Annotated in this window: 14 protein-coding genes; 7 read left to right on the top strand and 7 right to left on the bottom strand. The window is 45.2% G+C overall.

The features are described from left to right. Nucleotides 1-78 precede the first annotated feature (78 nt). Nucleotides 79-1,194: a DUF3179 domain-containing protein gene (locus tag NM125_RS05165; protein WP_255133495.1), complete on the top strand. Its 1,116-nt coding sequence runs from the start codon at nt 79-81 to the stop codon at nt 1,192-1,194. 171 nt (nt 1,195-1,365) lie between these two features. On the opposite strand, the gene NM125_RS05160 is transcribed toward NM125_RS05165, so the two are convergent. Both NM125_RS05160 and NM125_RS05155 read right to left on the bottom strand, forming a co-directional pair. Continuing rightward, nucleotides 1,366-1,860, bottom strand: coding sequence for a hypothetical protein (locus NM125_RS05160; protein ID WP_255133494.1), 495 nt, complete (start codon nt 1,858-1,860; stop codon nt 1,366-1,368). A 44-nt stretch (nt 1,861-1,904) separates the two neighbouring features. Next, nucleotides 1,905-3,872, bottom strand: coding sequence for an ATP-binding cassette domain-containing protein (locus NM125_RS05155; RefSeq protein WP_255133493.1), 1,968 nt, complete (start codon nt 3,870-3,872; stop codon nt 1,905-1,907). Between the two features lie 438 nt (nt 3,873-4,310). Here NM125_RS05155 and gldC point away from each other — a divergent pair, with 438 nt between their 5' ends. Next, nucleotides 4,311-4,640 (top strand): gliding motility protein GldC, encoded by a 330-nt coding sequence (gldC, locus tag NM125_RS05150; protein WP_255133492.1) that lies wholly within the window; start codon nt 4,311-4,313, stop codon nt 4,638-4,640. Between the two features lie 56 nt (nt 4,641-4,696). Here the strand turns inward: gldC and amrB are convergent, their stop codons facing one another. Beyond that, nucleotides 4,697-5,944 (bottom strand): AmmeMemoRadiSam system protein B, encoded by a 1,248-nt coding sequence (amrB, locus tag NM125_RS05145; protein ID WP_255133491.1) that lies wholly within the window; start codon nt 5,942-5,944, stop codon nt 4,697-4,699. A 42-nt stretch (nt 5,945-5,986) separates the two neighbouring features. Beyond that, nucleotides 5,987-6,697 (bottom strand): endonuclease III, encoded by a 711-nt coding sequence (gene nth / locus NM125_RS05140; RefSeq protein ID WP_255133490.1) that lies wholly within the window; start codon nt 6,695-6,697, stop codon nt 5,987-5,989. Between the two features lie 157 nt (nt 6,698-6,854). On the opposite strand from nth, the gene NM125_RS05135 reads away from it, so the two are divergent. Beyond that, complete coding sequence (locus tag NM125_RS05135; protein WP_255133489.1) at nt 6,855-8,312, top strand: glycine--tRNA ligase; 1,458 nt, start codon at nt 6,855-6,857, stop codon at nt 8,310-8,312. A gap of 75 nt (nt 8,313-8,387) precedes the next feature. Here the strand turns inward: NM125_RS05135 and NM125_RS05130 are convergent, their stop codons facing one another. From NM125_RS05130 to NM125_RS05120, 3 genes are all read right to left on the bottom strand, one after another. Then, complete coding sequence (locus NM125_RS05130) at nt 8,388-11,384, bottom strand: CotH family protein (protein ID WP_255133488.1); 2,997 nt, start codon at nt 11,382-11,384, stop codon at nt 8,388-8,390. A 124-nt stretch (nt 11,385-11,508) separates the two neighbouring features. Further along, on the bottom strand, nt 11,509-11,895 hold the full coding sequence (locus NM125_RS05125) for an energy transducer TonB (protein WP_255133487.1): 387 nt from the start codon (nt 11,893-11,895) through the stop codon (nt 11,509-11,511). Between the two features lie 92 nt (nt 11,896-11,987). Continuing rightward, on the bottom strand, nt 11,988-12,770 hold the full coding sequence (locus NM125_RS05120; RefSeq protein ID WP_255133486.1) for a tetratricopeptide repeat protein: 783 nt from the start codon (nt 12,768-12,770) through the stop codon (nt 11,988-11,990). 219 nt (nt 12,771-12,989) lie between these two features. Here NM125_RS05120 and rpmH point away from each other — a divergent pair, with 219 nt between their 5' ends. From rpmH to NM125_RS05100, 4 genes are all read left to right on the top strand, one after another. After that, entirely contained in the window at nt 12,990-13,148 is a 159-nt protein-coding gene (gene rpmH, locus NM125_RS05115) for a 50S ribosomal protein L34 (RefSeq protein WP_255133485.1), read from the top strand. Next, nucleotides 13,126-13,557, top strand: a complete 432-nt coding sequence (rnpA, locus tag NM125_RS05110; RefSeq protein WP_255133484.1) for a ribonuclease P protein component — start codon at nt 13,126-13,128, stop codon at nt 13,555-13,557. The genes rpmH and rnpA overlap by 23 nt, the downstream gene beginning before the upstream one ends. A gap of 12 nt (nt 13,558-13,569) precedes the next feature. After that, on the top strand, nt 13,570-15,375 hold the full coding sequence (gene yidC / locus NM125_RS05105) for a membrane protein insertase YidC (RefSeq protein WP_255133483.1): 1,806 nt from the start codon (nt 13,570-13,572) through the stop codon (nt 15,373-15,375). A 122-nt stretch (nt 15,376-15,497) separates the two neighbouring features. Further along, nucleotides 15,498-16,412, top strand: a complete 915-nt coding sequence (locus tag NM125_RS05100) for a type I restriction enzyme HsdR N-terminal domain-containing protein (RefSeq protein ID WP_255133480.1) — start codon at nt 15,498-15,500, stop codon at nt 16,410-16,412. Nucleotides 16,413-16,473: the final 61 nt, after the last annotated feature.

Genomic DNA, 16,473 nt, shown 5'->3' with positions numbered 1-16,473 from the left:
GCATGGGTTGAAGTAAGAGATTAGCTTCTGAAAGCGTCAAAAAATTCTAATTAACGTTCTTCACAGGCAATTTCCGCTATGAAAGCTCCGGTCTTATTTACTTTTGGCAATGCAGGCAAGGTGTTATTGCTGGTTTTGTCATGCGCCGTCCTCTCCTGCGATCAAACAACTGTGAGTAGTGATGAGGATTCGCGATCTGGTTTTCAAACCGAAAGCGAGTGGCTGGTAGCTGAACATGAAATCATTGATGGAGGCCCGGGGAAGGACGGCATTCCCCCTATTGAAGAGCCGAAATTTTCGGTTGCATCGGAAGTCACATTCATCCCGGATAACCGGCGCGTAATCGGGTTGATAAAGGATGGAGAACCTACTGCCTATCCCTACCAAATATTGGACTGGCATGAGGTTGTGAACGATGAAAGTCAGGTTACGATTACGTTTTGTCCACTCACGGCAACCGGAATTGCATGGAGCCCCAAAGAAGGCCCCGATTTTGGCACATCCGGACTTATTTACAGAAACAATCTGATAGCCTATGATCGGAAAACAGGTTCGTTATGGTCACAAATGAGACTGAGGGCTATCCACGGAGAACATCTTGGCGCAACCGTTGATCCGTTGAATGTGTTGGATACGACCTGGGAAACCTGGAAGTCGATGTTTCCAGAATCAAGGGTTTTAAATACCAATACCGGCTACAGCAGAGACTACAAAAAATACGCTTATGGCAGCACATATGAAGACATGGATGGGGTGATTCTTTTCCCAACCGTGAACAGAACCGATACGCGGTTGGATGCCAAAGACAGGGTGCATGGCATTTTTACCGAAGACAGCTTAGATCAGGACTCAAATGTGCGGGTGTATGAATACAGCGCTTTTGGCGAGGATATAACAACTATTCATGATGAATTTGAGGGAGAGAAATTTGTGATTGTTGGGAGTACAAAACTGAGTTTTGTTATTGCCTATCAAGCCGAGCTGAATGGCGAAGTGCTGGAATTTGAACCCGTGCAGGGCGAGCTTCCCGTGGTAATGATGGACCAGAGCGGCACTAAGTGGAATGTGTTCGGTGAAGCCGTTTCCGGCCCGAATGCAGGCGGGCGCTTATTTCCTGCCAAATCTTATTCAGGGTATTGGTTTGCTTTCCGGGACATGTTTAACCTGCCGGAAATCTACGGTTTTGAAAACTGATGGGTTGTAACCTATAAACCTGAGTTCGATTAATATTGGATAACTGGCGTTGCCTGAATAACCAAATAACCCTTCCAGGGTTACGGCAATGATCCTGACTCAGGCAAAGGGGTTTAACCCTGGAAGGGTTAAGTTTAAAAGCTTTTGAGTGTTAAGGAGATTGCCTGTCGGTTAAGGTTCTTTCTCAACCCATTGAAGGTCGTTTTGAATGAAAGTCACGAAGGTTAGGAGATTCTGTACCTGCCAGTAATCCCGGATGTCTTTTTCCGGGTCCTGATAGGAGTAGGAGCGGGTGGTGTCACCGTCAAAAACTTCGAAGCTGTACACCCGGCGGGGCAGCTGTCCGGAATCAGGTACCCAGCCTTCGATCTCGTTTTGAGGCTGAATTTGGTAGAGCTTCAGGAAATCAACAAACAGATCAAAGTCGCTCCAGGAGCTGTCGTTAGCCGAAACATATTCCGATTGTACCACTTTCTCTCCCTCGGCATTCAGCGTGTAAACGGTCAGTTCACCGGTCCAGGTTGTGTCGTATTTGGAAAAATCAAAATAGACGGCCTCGTTGATGTTCAATGAAATACGCTCATCAGGCTTTGCTTCTGCCTGAACCATTTCATCAGCCACAGAAACCACATTCTCAGAAGATGAGCAACCGATTATTGCTGTCATCAATAACAAAGTTCCTGCTATGTAGATTTGTTTACCCATAATCTTCAACTGTCAACCGTCATTTCAGCTTCGATTGCTTCAATGCGGCTCTGATATTCTTCCCACTTCGAATAATGGTCTGTAAGGTCGGCTTTGAGTTGGTCATATTCTAATGAGAATTTCTTTACGTTTTCGGCATCGTCATAGAAGTCCGGCTTGGTCATCTCTTCTTCAATCTCCGCCTTTCTAAGTTCCTTTTCCTCAATCTCTTTCTCCAGTGCCTCCACTTTCTTGCGGATGGGCTTGGTTTGGCGATTGAGTTCATTCCGGCGTTCAGCTTCAATACGGCGCTGCTCTTTTCGGGAAAGCTGGTTGTCTTCTTTGGTTTCTTTTTGGGGTGAAGGTTTCTCTGATTCTGCCTCCGCCTCTTCTCTTTTTCGGGTGAGATAGTAAGACACGTTCCCCAAATACGTTTTGATGTACCCCGGCTGAACATCCAGCACTTTATCAACGATGGGATCAAGAAAATCCCTGTCGTGCGATACAATAACCACGGTTCCTTCATACTGTTGAATGGCCTGTTGCAGGATATTCTTGCTGCTCATATCCAGGTGGTTGGTCGGCTCATCAAAAATCAAGAGGTTGGCAGGGGAGAGCAGCATCTTGGCTAGTGCCAGCCGGCTTTTCTCACCACCGGATAAAACCTTCACTTTTTTAAAAACATCATCTCCCTGAAATAGAAAACAGCCAAGTATGGTCCGCAGCCGACTTTCTTTAGCATCGGATCCGGCTTCTTTCAGGGTTTCTAAAGCATCCTTTTTAGGGTTTAGCTCATCGGCCTGGTGCTGGGCAAAATAGTTTACCGTCACGTTATGCCCTTCAATCCGTTCTCCTTTTTGGTGGGGTTCCATTCCAGCAAGAATCCGGATTAATGTTGATTTCCCGGCACCGTTTGGTCCAACCACCGCAATTTTATCGCCGCGTTCAATTTCATAATCAATGCCTTCAAAGACCTGAGTATCATCATAACTTTTGTGAAGATTTTCGAGCTTGATAACCACTTGTCCGCTTCGGGGAGGTTCCGGAAACCGGAAGGAAACTTTACTCTGTTCCTCTTCCAGTTCAATGCGATCCATTTTCTCAAGCTGCTTCACCCGGCTTTGCACCTGACTGGCTTTCGAAGCTTTATATCGGAATCGGTCTATAAATTCCTGGGTCTGCTGGATTTTCTTTTCCTGATTCTTCTTGGCATTCAGCAGGAGCTCTTTTTCCTCTTCCCACTTTTTTTCATAGAATGAATAGTTGCCGGCATAGTCGCTGATCTCACCACTACGTAATGCCAGTGTACGGTTGGTGATGGTGTCCAAGAAAGCCTTGTCGTGAGAAACCACCACAACTGCGCCTTCATAGGAATTCAGAAAGTTCTCCATCCACTGTAACGACTCAATGTCCAGGTGGTTGGTGGGCTCATCCAATAACAAATAGGTTGGTCTCTTAAGGAGCAACTTAGCCAGGGCAATACGCATCAGCCAGCCCCCGCTGAATTCAGATGTACTGCGGTGAAAGTCTTCTTCGCTGAAACCAAGTCCCATAAGTACTTTTTCGACTTCGGCGCGGAGACCATACAGACCGGAAGACTCCAGCTCAGTTTGCAGCTTGCCGTATCGCTCCATAAGCTGCTCATATTCTTTGCTGTCATGATCAACCTCGGCCAGCTTTTCCTGAACCGTTTTAACTTTCATTTCCAGCTCAAATAATTCAGCAAAAGCAGATTCCACTTCCTCAATTACGGTCAGCGTAAAATCCGGATCCACCCCATCCTGTGGGAGGTAACCCAGGCTTTCTTCATTAGATAGGGCCACACTGCCTTCATCGCACTCCTGAATACCCATAATAATTTTGAGCAGTGTTGACTTACCGGCGCCATTAGGCCCTACAAGTCCAATGCGTTCACCGGGATTGATGAACGTACTAACGCCGTCCAGAAGCTCGCGGTCACCCAGATGTAAAGTGATGTTTTCGAGTGCTAACAAAGTATGATGAATGTCATGAGTTAAGAAAAAATGCAGCGAGGCTGAAAATATGGATTAATTGTGTTCAGAATGAAATTAATCCTTTCCCAATTATCTATTCAGGACTGTCATCGCGAGGAGCATCATAACTCATATTCAGAACCCGAACTTTTTCGACGCAGCGATCTCCCTGAAGAGTTTGGGATATTGTGTCCAGGAGATTGCCGCGTCGTTATTCATCCCAAACTTGGATTCGCTTTTTGAGATTCCTCGCAATGACATCTCCCTAATTGCATTCCCGCACACAAGCGAAGTCCTTCAGGGCTTCAAGTAATGCTAAATGGGATTTGACCCATTTAACATTTAGCATTCAACATTTAAAATTTCCCCCCAAAATTGAAGTGAGTTAATAAATACAGAAACCCTTAGTTTTGGGATGAATTTAAAAAGACCGAAATCATGCAGAAGAAAGAAATCAACATTACCGTTGAACTGGATAAAGATAATGTACCTACTGATATCATTTGGAATGCATCCGACCTTAAGGGAAAAGACAAGGCACAGTGCCGGGCTATGCTTTTGTCACTTTGGGATGCGCATAACAAAGATACATTAAAATTGGATTTGTGGACCAAAGAGATGACGGTGGATGAAATGAAAATTTTCTTCCACCAAACCCTGGTTACCATGGCTGATACCTTAGAACGAGCTACAAATGATGAGCGGATTACCGGCGATATGCGCGACTTCTGCCACTATTTTGCTGAGAAAATGGAGATAAAAGAATAATGAAAAATTCAAAATTGGCTGAGACCAATTTTGAATTTTAAATTTTTCATTTTGAATTAATAATACAGAATAGACCCAAAACTCACACCACTTTCCCGTTCTTCCTCATCCCAGATATCATAGGTGAGGATTTCGCCGGATAGGTTTGGGAATGCTTTCAGAAAAGAAAACAAAGGAGGGTAGCCACAGGTTCGATAGGGATCATATTTCTGGCTCATCAGCTCAAGAATTTTATCCGGATTTCCTTCAGCCCCAAAATCGAGGAAATCTTCATCAAAAGAGCGGATTTCTTCAAACAACTCTTTAGCCGGTTTATCATCTCCGAATTTTTTGCCGATGTGGGCTAAATCGCCACTGATACAAAAGAAGGTATCTTCATCATCTCCAAAAAGTCCATTCAGCAACCCGGAAAATTTCTCTACCTGTTTCCCCTGAAATCCATCCGCTTTGTAGAACAGCTCTTCCAGGCTGCCCACAACTATCGGGATAATTTTAAAATCATGATCCCATAAGTGATTTAATAAAAGCAGATGAAGCTCAATGCTGTGTTCAATGCGGTGCGCCCTGTCGTGGAAGGTGATGCCAAAATCTAACTCGTCATCGCGGACTTGATCCGCGATCTTCCGAATGGCCATCCGGTCTGCTTCTACCGTGCCGTTTACCAACTCAAAATCCTTATTTGAAATCACGAACGGATACTCTTCATACAGCTCAGGATGAAGCCCGGAGTAATGGGAAGTAGCTATAACTACCACCCGTTTGGGTTTCAGGTTTTTGATGGCCGAGAAAGCTTTTACATAGCTGTTCAGGCCAACGCGGTAATCAATATGAGGAGCATAAAGGGCTTTTGCAGAATCAACAGGTTCAAAAGTGGGGAGTTTCTCAAAGGCTTCATTCAGAAAGTGCTTCAGTTCTTCCGGGTCTTCCGGATAGGAGATTCCATAGGTGTTGGATGGATGAACTTCAGACTCCTCGTAGGTTCTTTCCGTTTCCCTGGCGTGTTCTTTAAAATGAGGAGAATGCAACAAGGCTTTTTCATCCAAAAACTGAACATATTCCAGTACCTGTTCCCGGGTGATCTGATCGTCACTGAACTCAAGGATATCTTCCACGCTCCGGCTGCCATCAAACAGTGAAAACAGAGACTGGGCAGAATAAGGAACGGCAAAATCTGACTGCGCGTACCCGAGCTGATCTTGAAAATACAGGAACGTCTCGCCATTCTGTTTTACAGGGATGATCTGAATTTCATACCTGAGCGGTGGAATGGGATCGGTGAAGGAATCAAAAATTTTATCTGCCATAGAAAGAAAATACTTCTGCGCTCATTGTTGGATGTTACTTGTTCAATGTTCTTCCGTCCGCATCTTCCGGCACTTACAATTCACGCCGTACTTTTTGCACAGAGGGTGATCCGGTGCTTCCGAAATCCGGGCTTTACATGCATTACGTCCGTGGTGGATCATCAGGTGCGAAAGGTCGGTCCAGTTCTCCCGCGGAAATAGAGCCATCAAATCTTTCTCAATTTTGTTGGTGTTCTTTTTCTCTTTGGTGAGGCCAAACCGGTTTGAGATTCGCTTCACGTGCGTATCAACCACCACACCGGCATTGATATTAAAAGCATTTCCCAATACTACATTGGCTGTTTTTCTCGCCGCCCCTCTTAGCTTCAGTAGATCTTTCATGTTTTGGGGAACTTCACCGTCAAACTCGTCCACTAAAATCTGCGAGGTTTCTTTAAGGGACTTTGCCTTGTTCCGGTAAAAACCGGTTGAACGAACCAGTTCTTCCAATTCTTCAAGCGGGGCGTCTTTCATAAGCTCCGGAGTGGGGTAGGTTTCAAACAAAGCCGGCGTGGTTTTATTGACCCGAACATCCGTGCACTGGGCACTCAGGATGGTGGCAATCAGCAGCTCAAAGGGATTCCGGTGATTTAACTCACAGTGTGGATTTGGGTAGTGAACGTATAATTCCTGGAGAATTTCTTCCGCTCGCTCTTTCTGCTTTTTTGACTTTCTCGGAAGCTTGGGCAGTTTCGGTTCGTCTTTATTGGACATGAATAGGTTTAATTCGATGATTGTGTGAACGCCTCAAACATAAATAATCCATTACAGAGAAGGAACCGTTCAAAATTCCCGGTTCAATATTCCACATTCGATGATCATATGCTTATCTTTGGCGCTCACAAGATTTTTGAATTGCAAAAACACCCACATGTCGAATCTGGACAACCTCGATAAAATTGTATCACTGGCAAAAGCCCGTGGTTTCATCTTCCAATCATCGGAAATTTATGGCGGACTTAGTGCCGTGTATGATTACGGACCCCTCGGTGTAGAACTCAAAAGAAATATCCGTAATGCCTGGTGGAAAGAGATGACACGCCGCCACGACAATATCGTGGGAGTGGATGCAGCTATTTTTATGCATCCCAAAGTATGGGAAGCCAGTGGCCATGTTGGCGGATTTAACGATCCGATGATCGACGACAAGCAGTCCAAAAAACGTTACCGTGCTGATATGTTGATTGAGCAGCACATCGAGAAGCTGCGAAAAGATGATAAGCACGAAGAAGCAAATGCTATCCAGGAAAAGCTGGATACCTGCGGTTCCCGAAAAAGCCTGACGGAAGATCTGCACGAAATCATCATGGAGAACGAGATTCGGGCCCCAGAGTCCGGGGCTTTTGACTGGACCGAAGTGCGCCAGTTCAACCTGATGTTTAAAACGCAGTTTGGTTCCACTTCAACCGAAGAAGATGGTGTTTATCTTCGCCCGGAGACGGCACAGGGTATTTTTGTGAACTATAAGAACGTAATGGATACCTCCAGAACCACTATTCCGTTTGGTATTGCCCAAACCGGGAAGGCGTTCCGGAATGAGGTTGTGGCCCGACAGTTTGTTTTCCGTATGCGTGAATTTGAGCAGATGGAAATGCAATACTTCGTGAAACCGGGCACCGATGAAGAGGAATATGAGAAGTGGCTGGAAAAGCGACTGGAGTGGCATAAGAAAATGGGAATTCGGGAAGAAAACCTGAGGACGGCTCCGCATCCTGAAGATAAACTTGCTCACTATGCGCGGGCTGCTGCTGATATTCAGTATAAATACCCCATCGGCTGGCAGGAAGTGGAAGGTATTCACAACCGAACGGATTTTGATTTAACTCAGCACGCCGAGCACTCCGGGAAGAAGCTGGATTACTACGATCAGAAAAACCAGGAGCGTTTTGTTCCTTATGTGATTGAGACTTCCGTTGGGCTGGATCGATTGACGCTGATGGTGCTTTGTGATGCCTATCGTGAGGAAGAGGTAGATGGCGATTCCCGAACGGTGCTCAAACTTAATCCGACCATTGCTCCAACACAGGTGGGTATTTTCCCGCTGATCAAGAAAGATAAGCTTCAGGATCTGGCGCACAAGATTGAAGAAGATCTTCGTGAGGAATTCTCGGTGCTTTATGATGAGTCAGGATCCATTGGGAAACGCTATCGCCGACAGGATGAAGCCGGAACCCCATTCTGCGTGACCGTAGATTTTGACGGCGTGGAATCAGAAGGTGAAGATACCGTGACCATCCGTTACCGCGATGATATGAGTCAGGATCGGGTGCCTGTTTCCAGACTTGCAGAAGTGATCCGGGACGGCATGAAGGACTGGAAACCGGAGTAGAGTTTAAGATCTGCCAGACTTATTCAATCTAAAACGTAGAGCGGACAGCCTGTCCGCTCTTTCTTTTTTTGTGAGTTATTTCAATAAAATCATTTTCTTGGTTTCGGTGAAATTCCCTGCCGTTAACCGGTAAATATAAACACCACTCGGCAGGTTGCGGGCATCAAAAGTGAGGGTGTGCTCCCCGCTTTTCATGGGCTCTTTTACAAATTTATGAACTTCCTGCCCAAGCATGTTATACACGCTTATCTCCACCGGTGATGCCTTGGCCAATGAGAAAGAAATTCGAGTGGTTGGGTTAAACGGGTTTGGATAATTTTGATGTAAAGCAAAAGCTTTAGGTGCATTCCCATCTTCTTCACTGCTGTTAATGACTCCATCGTTAGAAGCAGAAGGGGTGCCGCCTGTTTCTTCAGATGCCATCCAGCTTTCGGCCAATGAGTTGTCAAGCTCATAATCTTTTAAAGCCAGCGTTGCTCCATTTCCGTCAGCTTCTAATGACCATGGTTCTTCATCGTTATACTCCACAAAGTCGATTAAAGAATTATTCGGGTTAAAAATCCGAACCTGATCTCCTGAACCGCTCAATCCGAAATCGGCTTCTCCTTTTACGAATTCAGCATTTGGGTGCAGCTGTTTGAAAGCAGCCGTATCATTGGTGATCACTAAATAACCTCCTGAGGCAATAGAAGTGCCGTTTGGTATTACAAATTCGTGCTCGTCGTCTTCATCCTTATACACCCAACCTGAAAGGTCGATGGTGGTTTCAGAATAGTTGTACAGTTCAATCCAGTCACCGGCATCAAAGTCATCACTGGGGTTGTAATTAATCTCGTTGATTACGATTTCATCTTGTAAAACCGGCTGGAAGGCTGCTTCGATTTCTATGGGCGTTGTGCCAAGCTCAACAGTCAGTACGTTGTTCTGACCGGCTTGCTCGCCATCAACCAGCCAGTGCTCCAGTTCCAGTCCGGGCTCCGGCATAACCTCTAAGGTGATGGAAGTACCTTCGAAATAAATTCCCGACCAATCCTGACTGGATAAATCCGGAGTGATGGAATTGAGTTGTATGCTGCCTTCAGAAGTCTGAGCAAGGTGCACCCGTACCGTGTCGGTTTGCAGGGTATCCTGAATTTCAGCATAAATGAAGTCCGGGTAATCGAGCACATAAGGAACCGTAAGGCCGTAATCCTCTTCTTCCAATCCATAATAAAAATACTCCATGCTGTAATCGGTAGGACCGCTGTTGTCATACCAGCCTTCATCCCAGCGTTCAATATCCCGCGGTATTTCCGGGTTGATGGCGGTGTCTATGGAATCGATTAAGCTGATCATATAATCAGGCTTAAAGGCGGTATTAAGCATATCAGCAAGGCGATTCAGGAAGATTTCCCGGTAGGTTGGGTTTTGTATCATCCGGCCAATGAGCCAGAATCCTGCCGGATCTTTCTTCAAATACTGAGTAAAAACCGGGATGTAAGTGCCGGGCTCATTGTCCAGGTTTCTCCACCAGTCAAAATCATGGGAAATAAAATGCCATTTTCCATCCACAGTCTGAGGTCTCCAATATCGTAAGTTGTTGGGATCGCCGTGAGAACTGTACACCTGGTAAATCCAGTGGTCGGTAAAGCTTTCCAAATCGATGAGTGAATCCGCCAAGGTGAAAAATTCAGTTTCCGTCAGAGATTCATCCTGAAAAATATCCAGCAGCTCCTGGTAGGCATCATAGGTGCCATCTTTCACTTCATCATAATCCTTAATCATGTCGATGTCATCATATCCATAGCGGGATTCGACGAAATCATCGTTTTTGCGCTCCTGTAAATTATAAATACCCCAGTACTTGCCGTTGATGTATAATACCACCGGTTTGTAAGCCTGCATGGCGTTTTTGTGGCCCCATTGTTTGTTGATGGTGTACATCATTTCATTGAGCAAGCGAGATCGTTCTTCGGCTCCGGCCCGCAGACCAAATCCATCGTAAGTGTTGTAATCATTTTCGGGGAAAAGCTCATACTCCAGCTCATCGATCCCGTAATCGGGATTGTTATTGATGATGAATGATTTTTTAGGGAAAGCCCGGCTGAAGTTGCCACCGATACTGGCCCCTGCATCAAATTCAAATTCGACCGACCCACCGGGCTTCATATATTCAATATGCACCGGGTACTCCCATTCTTCCCAAAAGTTGGCTCCAAACCACGGATAGTCATCACCGGCTTCTGAGGAATCTCCGATTACATACATTCCTTTGTCATAATCGAAGAGACTGTCGGGTTCCATCACAAATGAAACAAGCGGGATGGTGTGCGGGTCTTCAAAGAAATAGCTGTTGGTCGCAATATCACTTGCTGCAAAGCTCGGCGCAAAAGCTATGGCTCGAATCACGGAAGATGAATCAACGGTTATAGGGTTTTCATATAGTGGTGAGTTGGGTGTGGGAGCCGATCCGCCAATTTCGTATCGGATTTCCGCATTTTCAGTAGCAGATGAAATGCCGATGACTTCTGAGCCTGAATAGAACCCAGATTCCAAAGAAAAAACCGGTTTCTTGGCTTGTTCGGAAATTTGACTGCCGTCATTACTTGCTTCAGGTGTAGGGTTCAGGAACTTGAAAGTCCCGCTACCGTCAGGCGTTCTTCCCCAGGCTATATCTGTCGATTGCGCTCCAAAAGAAACGGAGTCGATAAGGGTTTCTCCATCAGACTCGGAGAGGATCACAGATTCACCATCGGCGCTTAATTTCATGTCCACATGCAGGGCGCCTTGTTCGGTTTCCTTATCAAACCAAAGGATCAGAAACTCTCCCGGAGAAATGGTGGTGACGGCACTTTGTCCGGATGGAATCTGCCATTTGTCGAGCTGTGTTGGGTCATCAGAGACATACATTCCCGCAAGGTTAACGGAAACAGAACCGGAATTGTAGAGTTCAACCCAATCATCATTGTCCCCGTTTTGGTCAGCATGAGAAGATGCGTTGGAAGCAACAATTTCATTGATTTTAACTTGCGCGAAAGCTGAGGTGCTTAAAATGACCATAAAAAGCAGAGCAGCAGAAAAGAGTTTTTTCATAGAATTGTTTTTGGAATGTATGCGGGCAATTATCGGCACATTGAAAATAAATATAAGGAATAAGATGTGAGTCAGCCCATTAGGAAAGCTTTAGTTTCAGATACAGCTGACAGTTTAAAGCAGGCTATAATTTAAACTCTACACTTACCAGCCATGTGTAGCGGGCATTTCTTTGTTGTCTAAGTTGTCCCGGTTCAAATTTAGAATTTTGAATGGCTTTAATAACCGCTTCTTCACATCCGTATCCAATTTCCTGAAGTACTTCGAAATTTGAAGTGCTGCCATCTTCATTTATGGTGAACAGAATACTTACAATTCCCTCAATATTGTTTTCAATAGCCTCACCTGGATACTCAATTTTATTTCTCAATGCGCTGTTTCCTCCTTCAAGAACAGGAACTGAAAGTACGATCACATTCTGAGGTGATTCTTTGGAAGAGTCTTGAGCTTCTGATGTTACCGATGAGGAAGGCCGGGAAATAGGCGAAGAGCCTTGATATTCAATAATCACTCTTGGTCCACAAGAATAAATAAAGACTGATAAAACGGTAAGAGCGAATAGATTTTTGAACATTAATGGAGAGGGCTATTATTTTGAAGATGCTACGAAAGTTTTTTTAATAAATCTCGGGCCCGTTCTAAATTCCACCGATCAATGTCATTCTTTGGGGTGATTTGAACGACTTCTTTCAGGATTTGAATGGCTTTGTTGTTTTCTCCGGCTCGTTCATAATGGCGGGCTAAATCCAGTTTATAGCGCAGGGTTTGCTCCGGTTGCAAGCGAATCGCTTTCTGCATGTACTCCACCGCCTTTTGGTTGGAAGCTCCCTCCGGCAGTCCGTCAGAAAACAAACCGGCAGCAAATTGCCGGGCCGAACCCACATTGGCTATTTTACTGTGCCAGAGCCCCAGCAGGTGCCAGGCAGGAGCGTAATTGGGAAGCAGTTCAACCGCCTTTTGAGCATGTTTCTTTACAACATGAGATTTCCTGATGCGGGTTTGCGAATCGGAAAGATCAGAAATACGTCCGTTGGCAACAGCATATACAAAATGAGCATAGCCCTCGTCAGGATAGAGCTCAAGCGTTTTCTCTGCATAAGTTAGCGCCTTTTGGTAATTCTCCATCATCTCTTCCTCAGAATCGTAACGGTAACCCACACGGGCATAAATAAGGCTGGTGTGCCAAAGAGCTTCGAGGTTTTGGGTCTCCTGTTTTAGAACTTCGAGATAAATATTCAGGGCTTCGCTTTCCTCTGAGTTATCAAAACGACGTCCGGCTTCCAGCAGAAGTTCGTCTATTGAAGAGGTATTCTGAGCCGGACATGTTTCCCCCCAGATTAAAAAAATGATAAAGAATAGAGGGAGTGTTTTCTTTAGGGTTATCATTTTGGAATTTCTATTAAGTTGTAATTAGAATTAAGTTAATTACTTATGGCGACAAAAAGAATTCAAGTAAGAACACGTCTATCCATCTAAAGCTTATTGCAAGGCCGTTGTTCCCTGCAAGGTATTTAAACAGTAAATAATAGTTCTGATTTTTCTGAGATTCTCTTTATATTTAAAGCCTTTTTCGGATAAGAAATTGAATGCAAAATATCCTAATTCATGAAACGCACGTACCAACCAAGTAACAAGAAGCGAAAGAACAAGCACGGTTTCCGCGAACGCATGTCTACCAAAAATGGACGTAAGACATTGAAAAACCGTCGCAAGAAAGGCCGTCATAAGCTAACCGTTAGCGATGAGAGAAAAGGAGCCAAGTAACCATACGGATTCTCCTGATCGCAGATTTACTTTATCTAAATCTCATATTTTACGTGGCAGGCGAAATTTTGAGGAGCTGTTTTCAAGCTCCTCTCTTCTTACTTCCAAAGAAGTAAACCTTCGATACCGCACGTACCCCAATGCCGATAAGAATGTTCTTGTTGGCTTCATCGCTCCAAAAAAAATCGGTAACGCAGTTAAACGTATTCGCACCAAGCGACTGCTACGCGAAGCTTACCGACTTAACCAACATATCATTACCGAATTGCCGGAAATAACAGAAATGGGACTCCACTACGTTTTCATGGCAAAACATGCTAATCTGACTTTTGATATGGCCGAGCGTAGCGTCACCGACTTACTCAAGCAGTTACGCTCAACACTGACTTCCAAACCTTCACCTATTTAAACATCTGTACTTTTGGATAAGAATACCGCAACCGGATTTGTCTTAATTTTTCTACTCATGCTGGGATGGTTTTATTTCACAATGCCATCCGAAGAAGAACTGGCAAACCAGCGAAGAGAGCAGGCCGTGCAAGACAGTCTTGCCCAGATTGAACAAAACCGACAAGACTCTTTAGACCGCACAGCGGTCGCTGATGACGAACAACAGCAGCAAACACAACCCCGGGAGCAATCCATAAGCCAGGAGCAGGATGATGCACCGGAAGTACGAGGGTTATTTGCCAGCAGCCTGGTAACCGAAGAAACGGAAATCGAGGTCACTACTCCGCTGTACACCGTGACCTTTACCAATCGCGGGGCAGGACCTAATTCATTTATCCTTAATGATTACGATACCTGGGATGGACGACCGGTTCAGTTAATAGCAGATACGGCACATTCTGCTTACAATATCGGATTTTTATCTACTGAAAATTACAACGTAGAAACCCAGAATATTTTATTCGAGCAGGTTACTCCCGGCTCAAGCATGGCTATTGCTTCCGGCGAGCAGCGGGAAATTCGCTATGAACTGGAGCTTCAGGATGGGCGTGAAGTTATTCTCACCTATTTGCTCAACGGCAATAACTATGAGATTGACGTTGATGTACAGTTTGTAGGTCTTCAGGATTATGTGGTGGGAAGAAGCATCGACTTTGGGTGGACATCACCCCTTCGCTTCACTGAGAAAGACCATACGCAGGATGCACTCGCAACCTCAGCCTATGTATACGCCGGAGGTGAGCTGGAGCAATTTAAGCTGGACGAAGCCGGACGTGAAGAAACCACCATCAATGGAAACATTGACTGGGCGGCTACCAAAACGAAATTTTTTACGCAGCTTATTAAGCCGATGTCGCCCACCGATGCAGCTATGCTGATTGGAGAGGTAACCGGCGCGGCAGACAATCAAAATACAGAGCACCGGTACCGTTCATCAATCCGTACCGACCTGGATGAACAGGGCGCAACTTCATTTCAGCTGTATGTGGGTCCGATGAAATACCGTGAAATCGTAAAAGTGGATGATCATGCGTACGATATGGTGGATATCGGGTGGAGCTGGCTGCGCTGGTTCTCCGATCCTTTTGTGAAGTGGCTGGTGATTCCGTTCTTTGAATTTCTGTCAGGGTTTATTTCCAATTTTGGAGTCATCATTATTGTGTTTGCCGCCCTGGTTAAGCTGGTTCTCTCTCCGCTAACCTATAAGAGTTACAAGAGTATGGCGGCCATGGGTGAGCTGCAGCCCCAGATGAAAGAGATACAGGAGAAGTACAAAGACAATCCGCAGAAGCAGCAAAAAGCGACGATGGATCTGTACCGGAAGAACAAGGTGAATCCGCTCGGCGGATGTTTGCCTAACCTGCTTCAGTTTCCAATCCTGATTACGCTTTGGCGTTATTTCCAGAACTCGATCTTAATCCGACAGGAAGAATTTCTATGGGCAACCGACCTTTCGGCTCCCGATTATATCCTGAGCCTGCCATTCAGTATCCCGTTTCTGGGAGAACAAATTGCCGGTTTTGTACTTCTGATGACGGCCGCTATGGTGGTTCAGAGTAAACTTACCGGCGGTATGAGCGGCGGTGGCGGAAGCAGCCCGATGGCCGGACAGATGAAGATGCTTCAGTACATTTTCCCGGTAATGTTGTTATTTATCTTCAACAACTTTGCGGCGGGACTGAGTTTATACTACCTCATATTCAACGTGCTTTCCATTATCCAGCAGTTCTTCATTAAACGAAGCCTGCATGGAGACAAAGAAGAAGCCAAGGCGTAAGTCAGCTTTTAGCTTTCAGACTTCAGCTATCAGTAAAGTGAATAGAATTGATAGCTGAGTGCTGAAAGCTATTCTAATTATTAGTAGGTTCTTTGTGATTTTTTTAACCCGAATCCTCACTATTGTTAAGCAAAGCACTCTCACACTTTCCTCAATTCAGGTTCAGAGATGGAGAAAAAAGGCTCTGGAATCCCATTCTGAAAAAGACGTTTGTCATTCGTCCGGAGGAGCAAATTCGCTTGGCATTGGTGGACTATCTGATTTTAGAAGCAGGAGTATCGTCTTCCCGCATTTCCTTTGAGAGCCCGGTAAAACTTCCCGGCGACAAATCCTCTTCCCGCACCGATATTATTTGTTATGACAGTGATTTCAAGCCGTTACTGCTGGTTGAATGCAAGGCTCCGGATATTAAACTGGATGAGAAGGCGGCGATACAAGTTGCGAGGTATAACCAAAAAGTCGGTGCTCCTTACTTGCTTGTCAGTAACGGAACCCTGGATTACTGGTTTGAAGTTGAGGGGGAAGAAGTGAAATTCTTACCGGATCTCCCCGAGTTATTCCATTCCACAAAAAAAGTTTCCCGGGATTTAGCATACTGGACAGAACGCGGTTTCATTGGTGAGAAACTGAATCAAGAAGCTGCATCATTTGCTCTGGAATCATGCATGCAGTTGTATAAGGAGCCCCATCAACCCGTAAAATATCTGGGTTTTGATGATTTCCCTCCCGAGTTTGCTCTGGCACATTACTACCGCATTTTTGGGTTTAAAGAGAACCGGAAGGTGGGACTGTGTTTATCGGCTAATCTAAATGGTGAGACCCGTTTGAATACGGTGCTGAACGTGAATGGAGCAAATACAGCTTTCTGTACCGTATCTTTAAATGCGCTTGCAGAGAATGAAAACCGGGCAGCGGAGGTTCATTCAGGGAAAGGAGTTCACAAGCTGAATCTGGCAGAAGAAATGAAATTTGGTTTTGGTAAAAAGATCGGGGATTTGTCCGACGGATTTCATGAAGTATTGAGCCGATATTCCTGACCCGGCGAGTCGATATTAGTCTCGCATTTTGGTATTCTTGACATCCTTACAATCAATCAAA

This window comes from Gracilimonas sediminicola (genome assembly GCF_024320785.1).
Taxonomy (GTDB): Bacteria; Bacteroidota; Rhodothermia; order Balneolales; family Balneolaceae; genus Gracilimonas; species Gracilimonas sediminicola.
Note: the sequence above shows the minus strand (reverse complement) of the source record. Positions and strands in the feature narration are given on the sequence as shown.

Excerpts from the sequence above, each read along its gene's own strand:
- amrB (WP_255133491.1), bottom strand. The coding sequence starts at position 5,944 with ATGGCAGATAAAATTTTTGATTCCTTCACCGATCCCATTCCACCGCTC.
- nth (WP_255133490.1), bottom strand. The coding sequence starts at position 6,697 with ATGTCCAATAAAGACGAACCGAAACTGCCCAAGCTTCCGAGAAAGTCA.
- NM125_RS05165 (WP_255133495.1), top strand. The coding sequence starts at position 79 with ATGAAAGCTCCGGTCTTATTTACTTTTGGCAATGCAGGCAAGGTGTTA.
- NM125_RS05160 (WP_255133494.1), bottom strand. The coding sequence starts at position 1,860 with ATGACAGCAATAATCGGTTGCTCATCTTCTGAGAATGTGGTTTCTGTG.
- rnpA (WP_255133484.1), top strand. The coding sequence starts at position 13,126 with ATGAGAGAAAAGGAGCCAAGTAACCATACGGATTCTCCTGATCGCAGA.
- gldC (WP_255133492.1), top strand. The coding sequence starts at position 4,311 with ATGCAGAAGAAAGAAATCAACATTACCGTTGAACTGGATAAAGATAAT.
- NM125_RS05120 (WP_255133486.1), bottom strand. The coding sequence starts at position 12,770 with ATGATAACCCTAAAGAAAACACTCCCTCTATTCTTTATCATTTTTTTA.
- NM125_RS05135 (WP_255133489.1), top strand. The coding sequence starts at position 6,855 with ATGTCGAATCTGGACAACCTCGATAAAATTGTATCACTGGCAAAAGCC.
- NM125_RS05130 (WP_255133488.1), bottom strand. The coding sequence starts at position 11,384 with ATGAAAAAACTCTTTTCTGCTGCTCTGCTTTTTATGGTCATTTTAAGC.
- rpmH (WP_255133485.1), top strand. The coding sequence starts at position 12,990 with ATGAAACGCACGTACCAACCAAGTAACAAGAAGCGAAAGAACAAGCAC.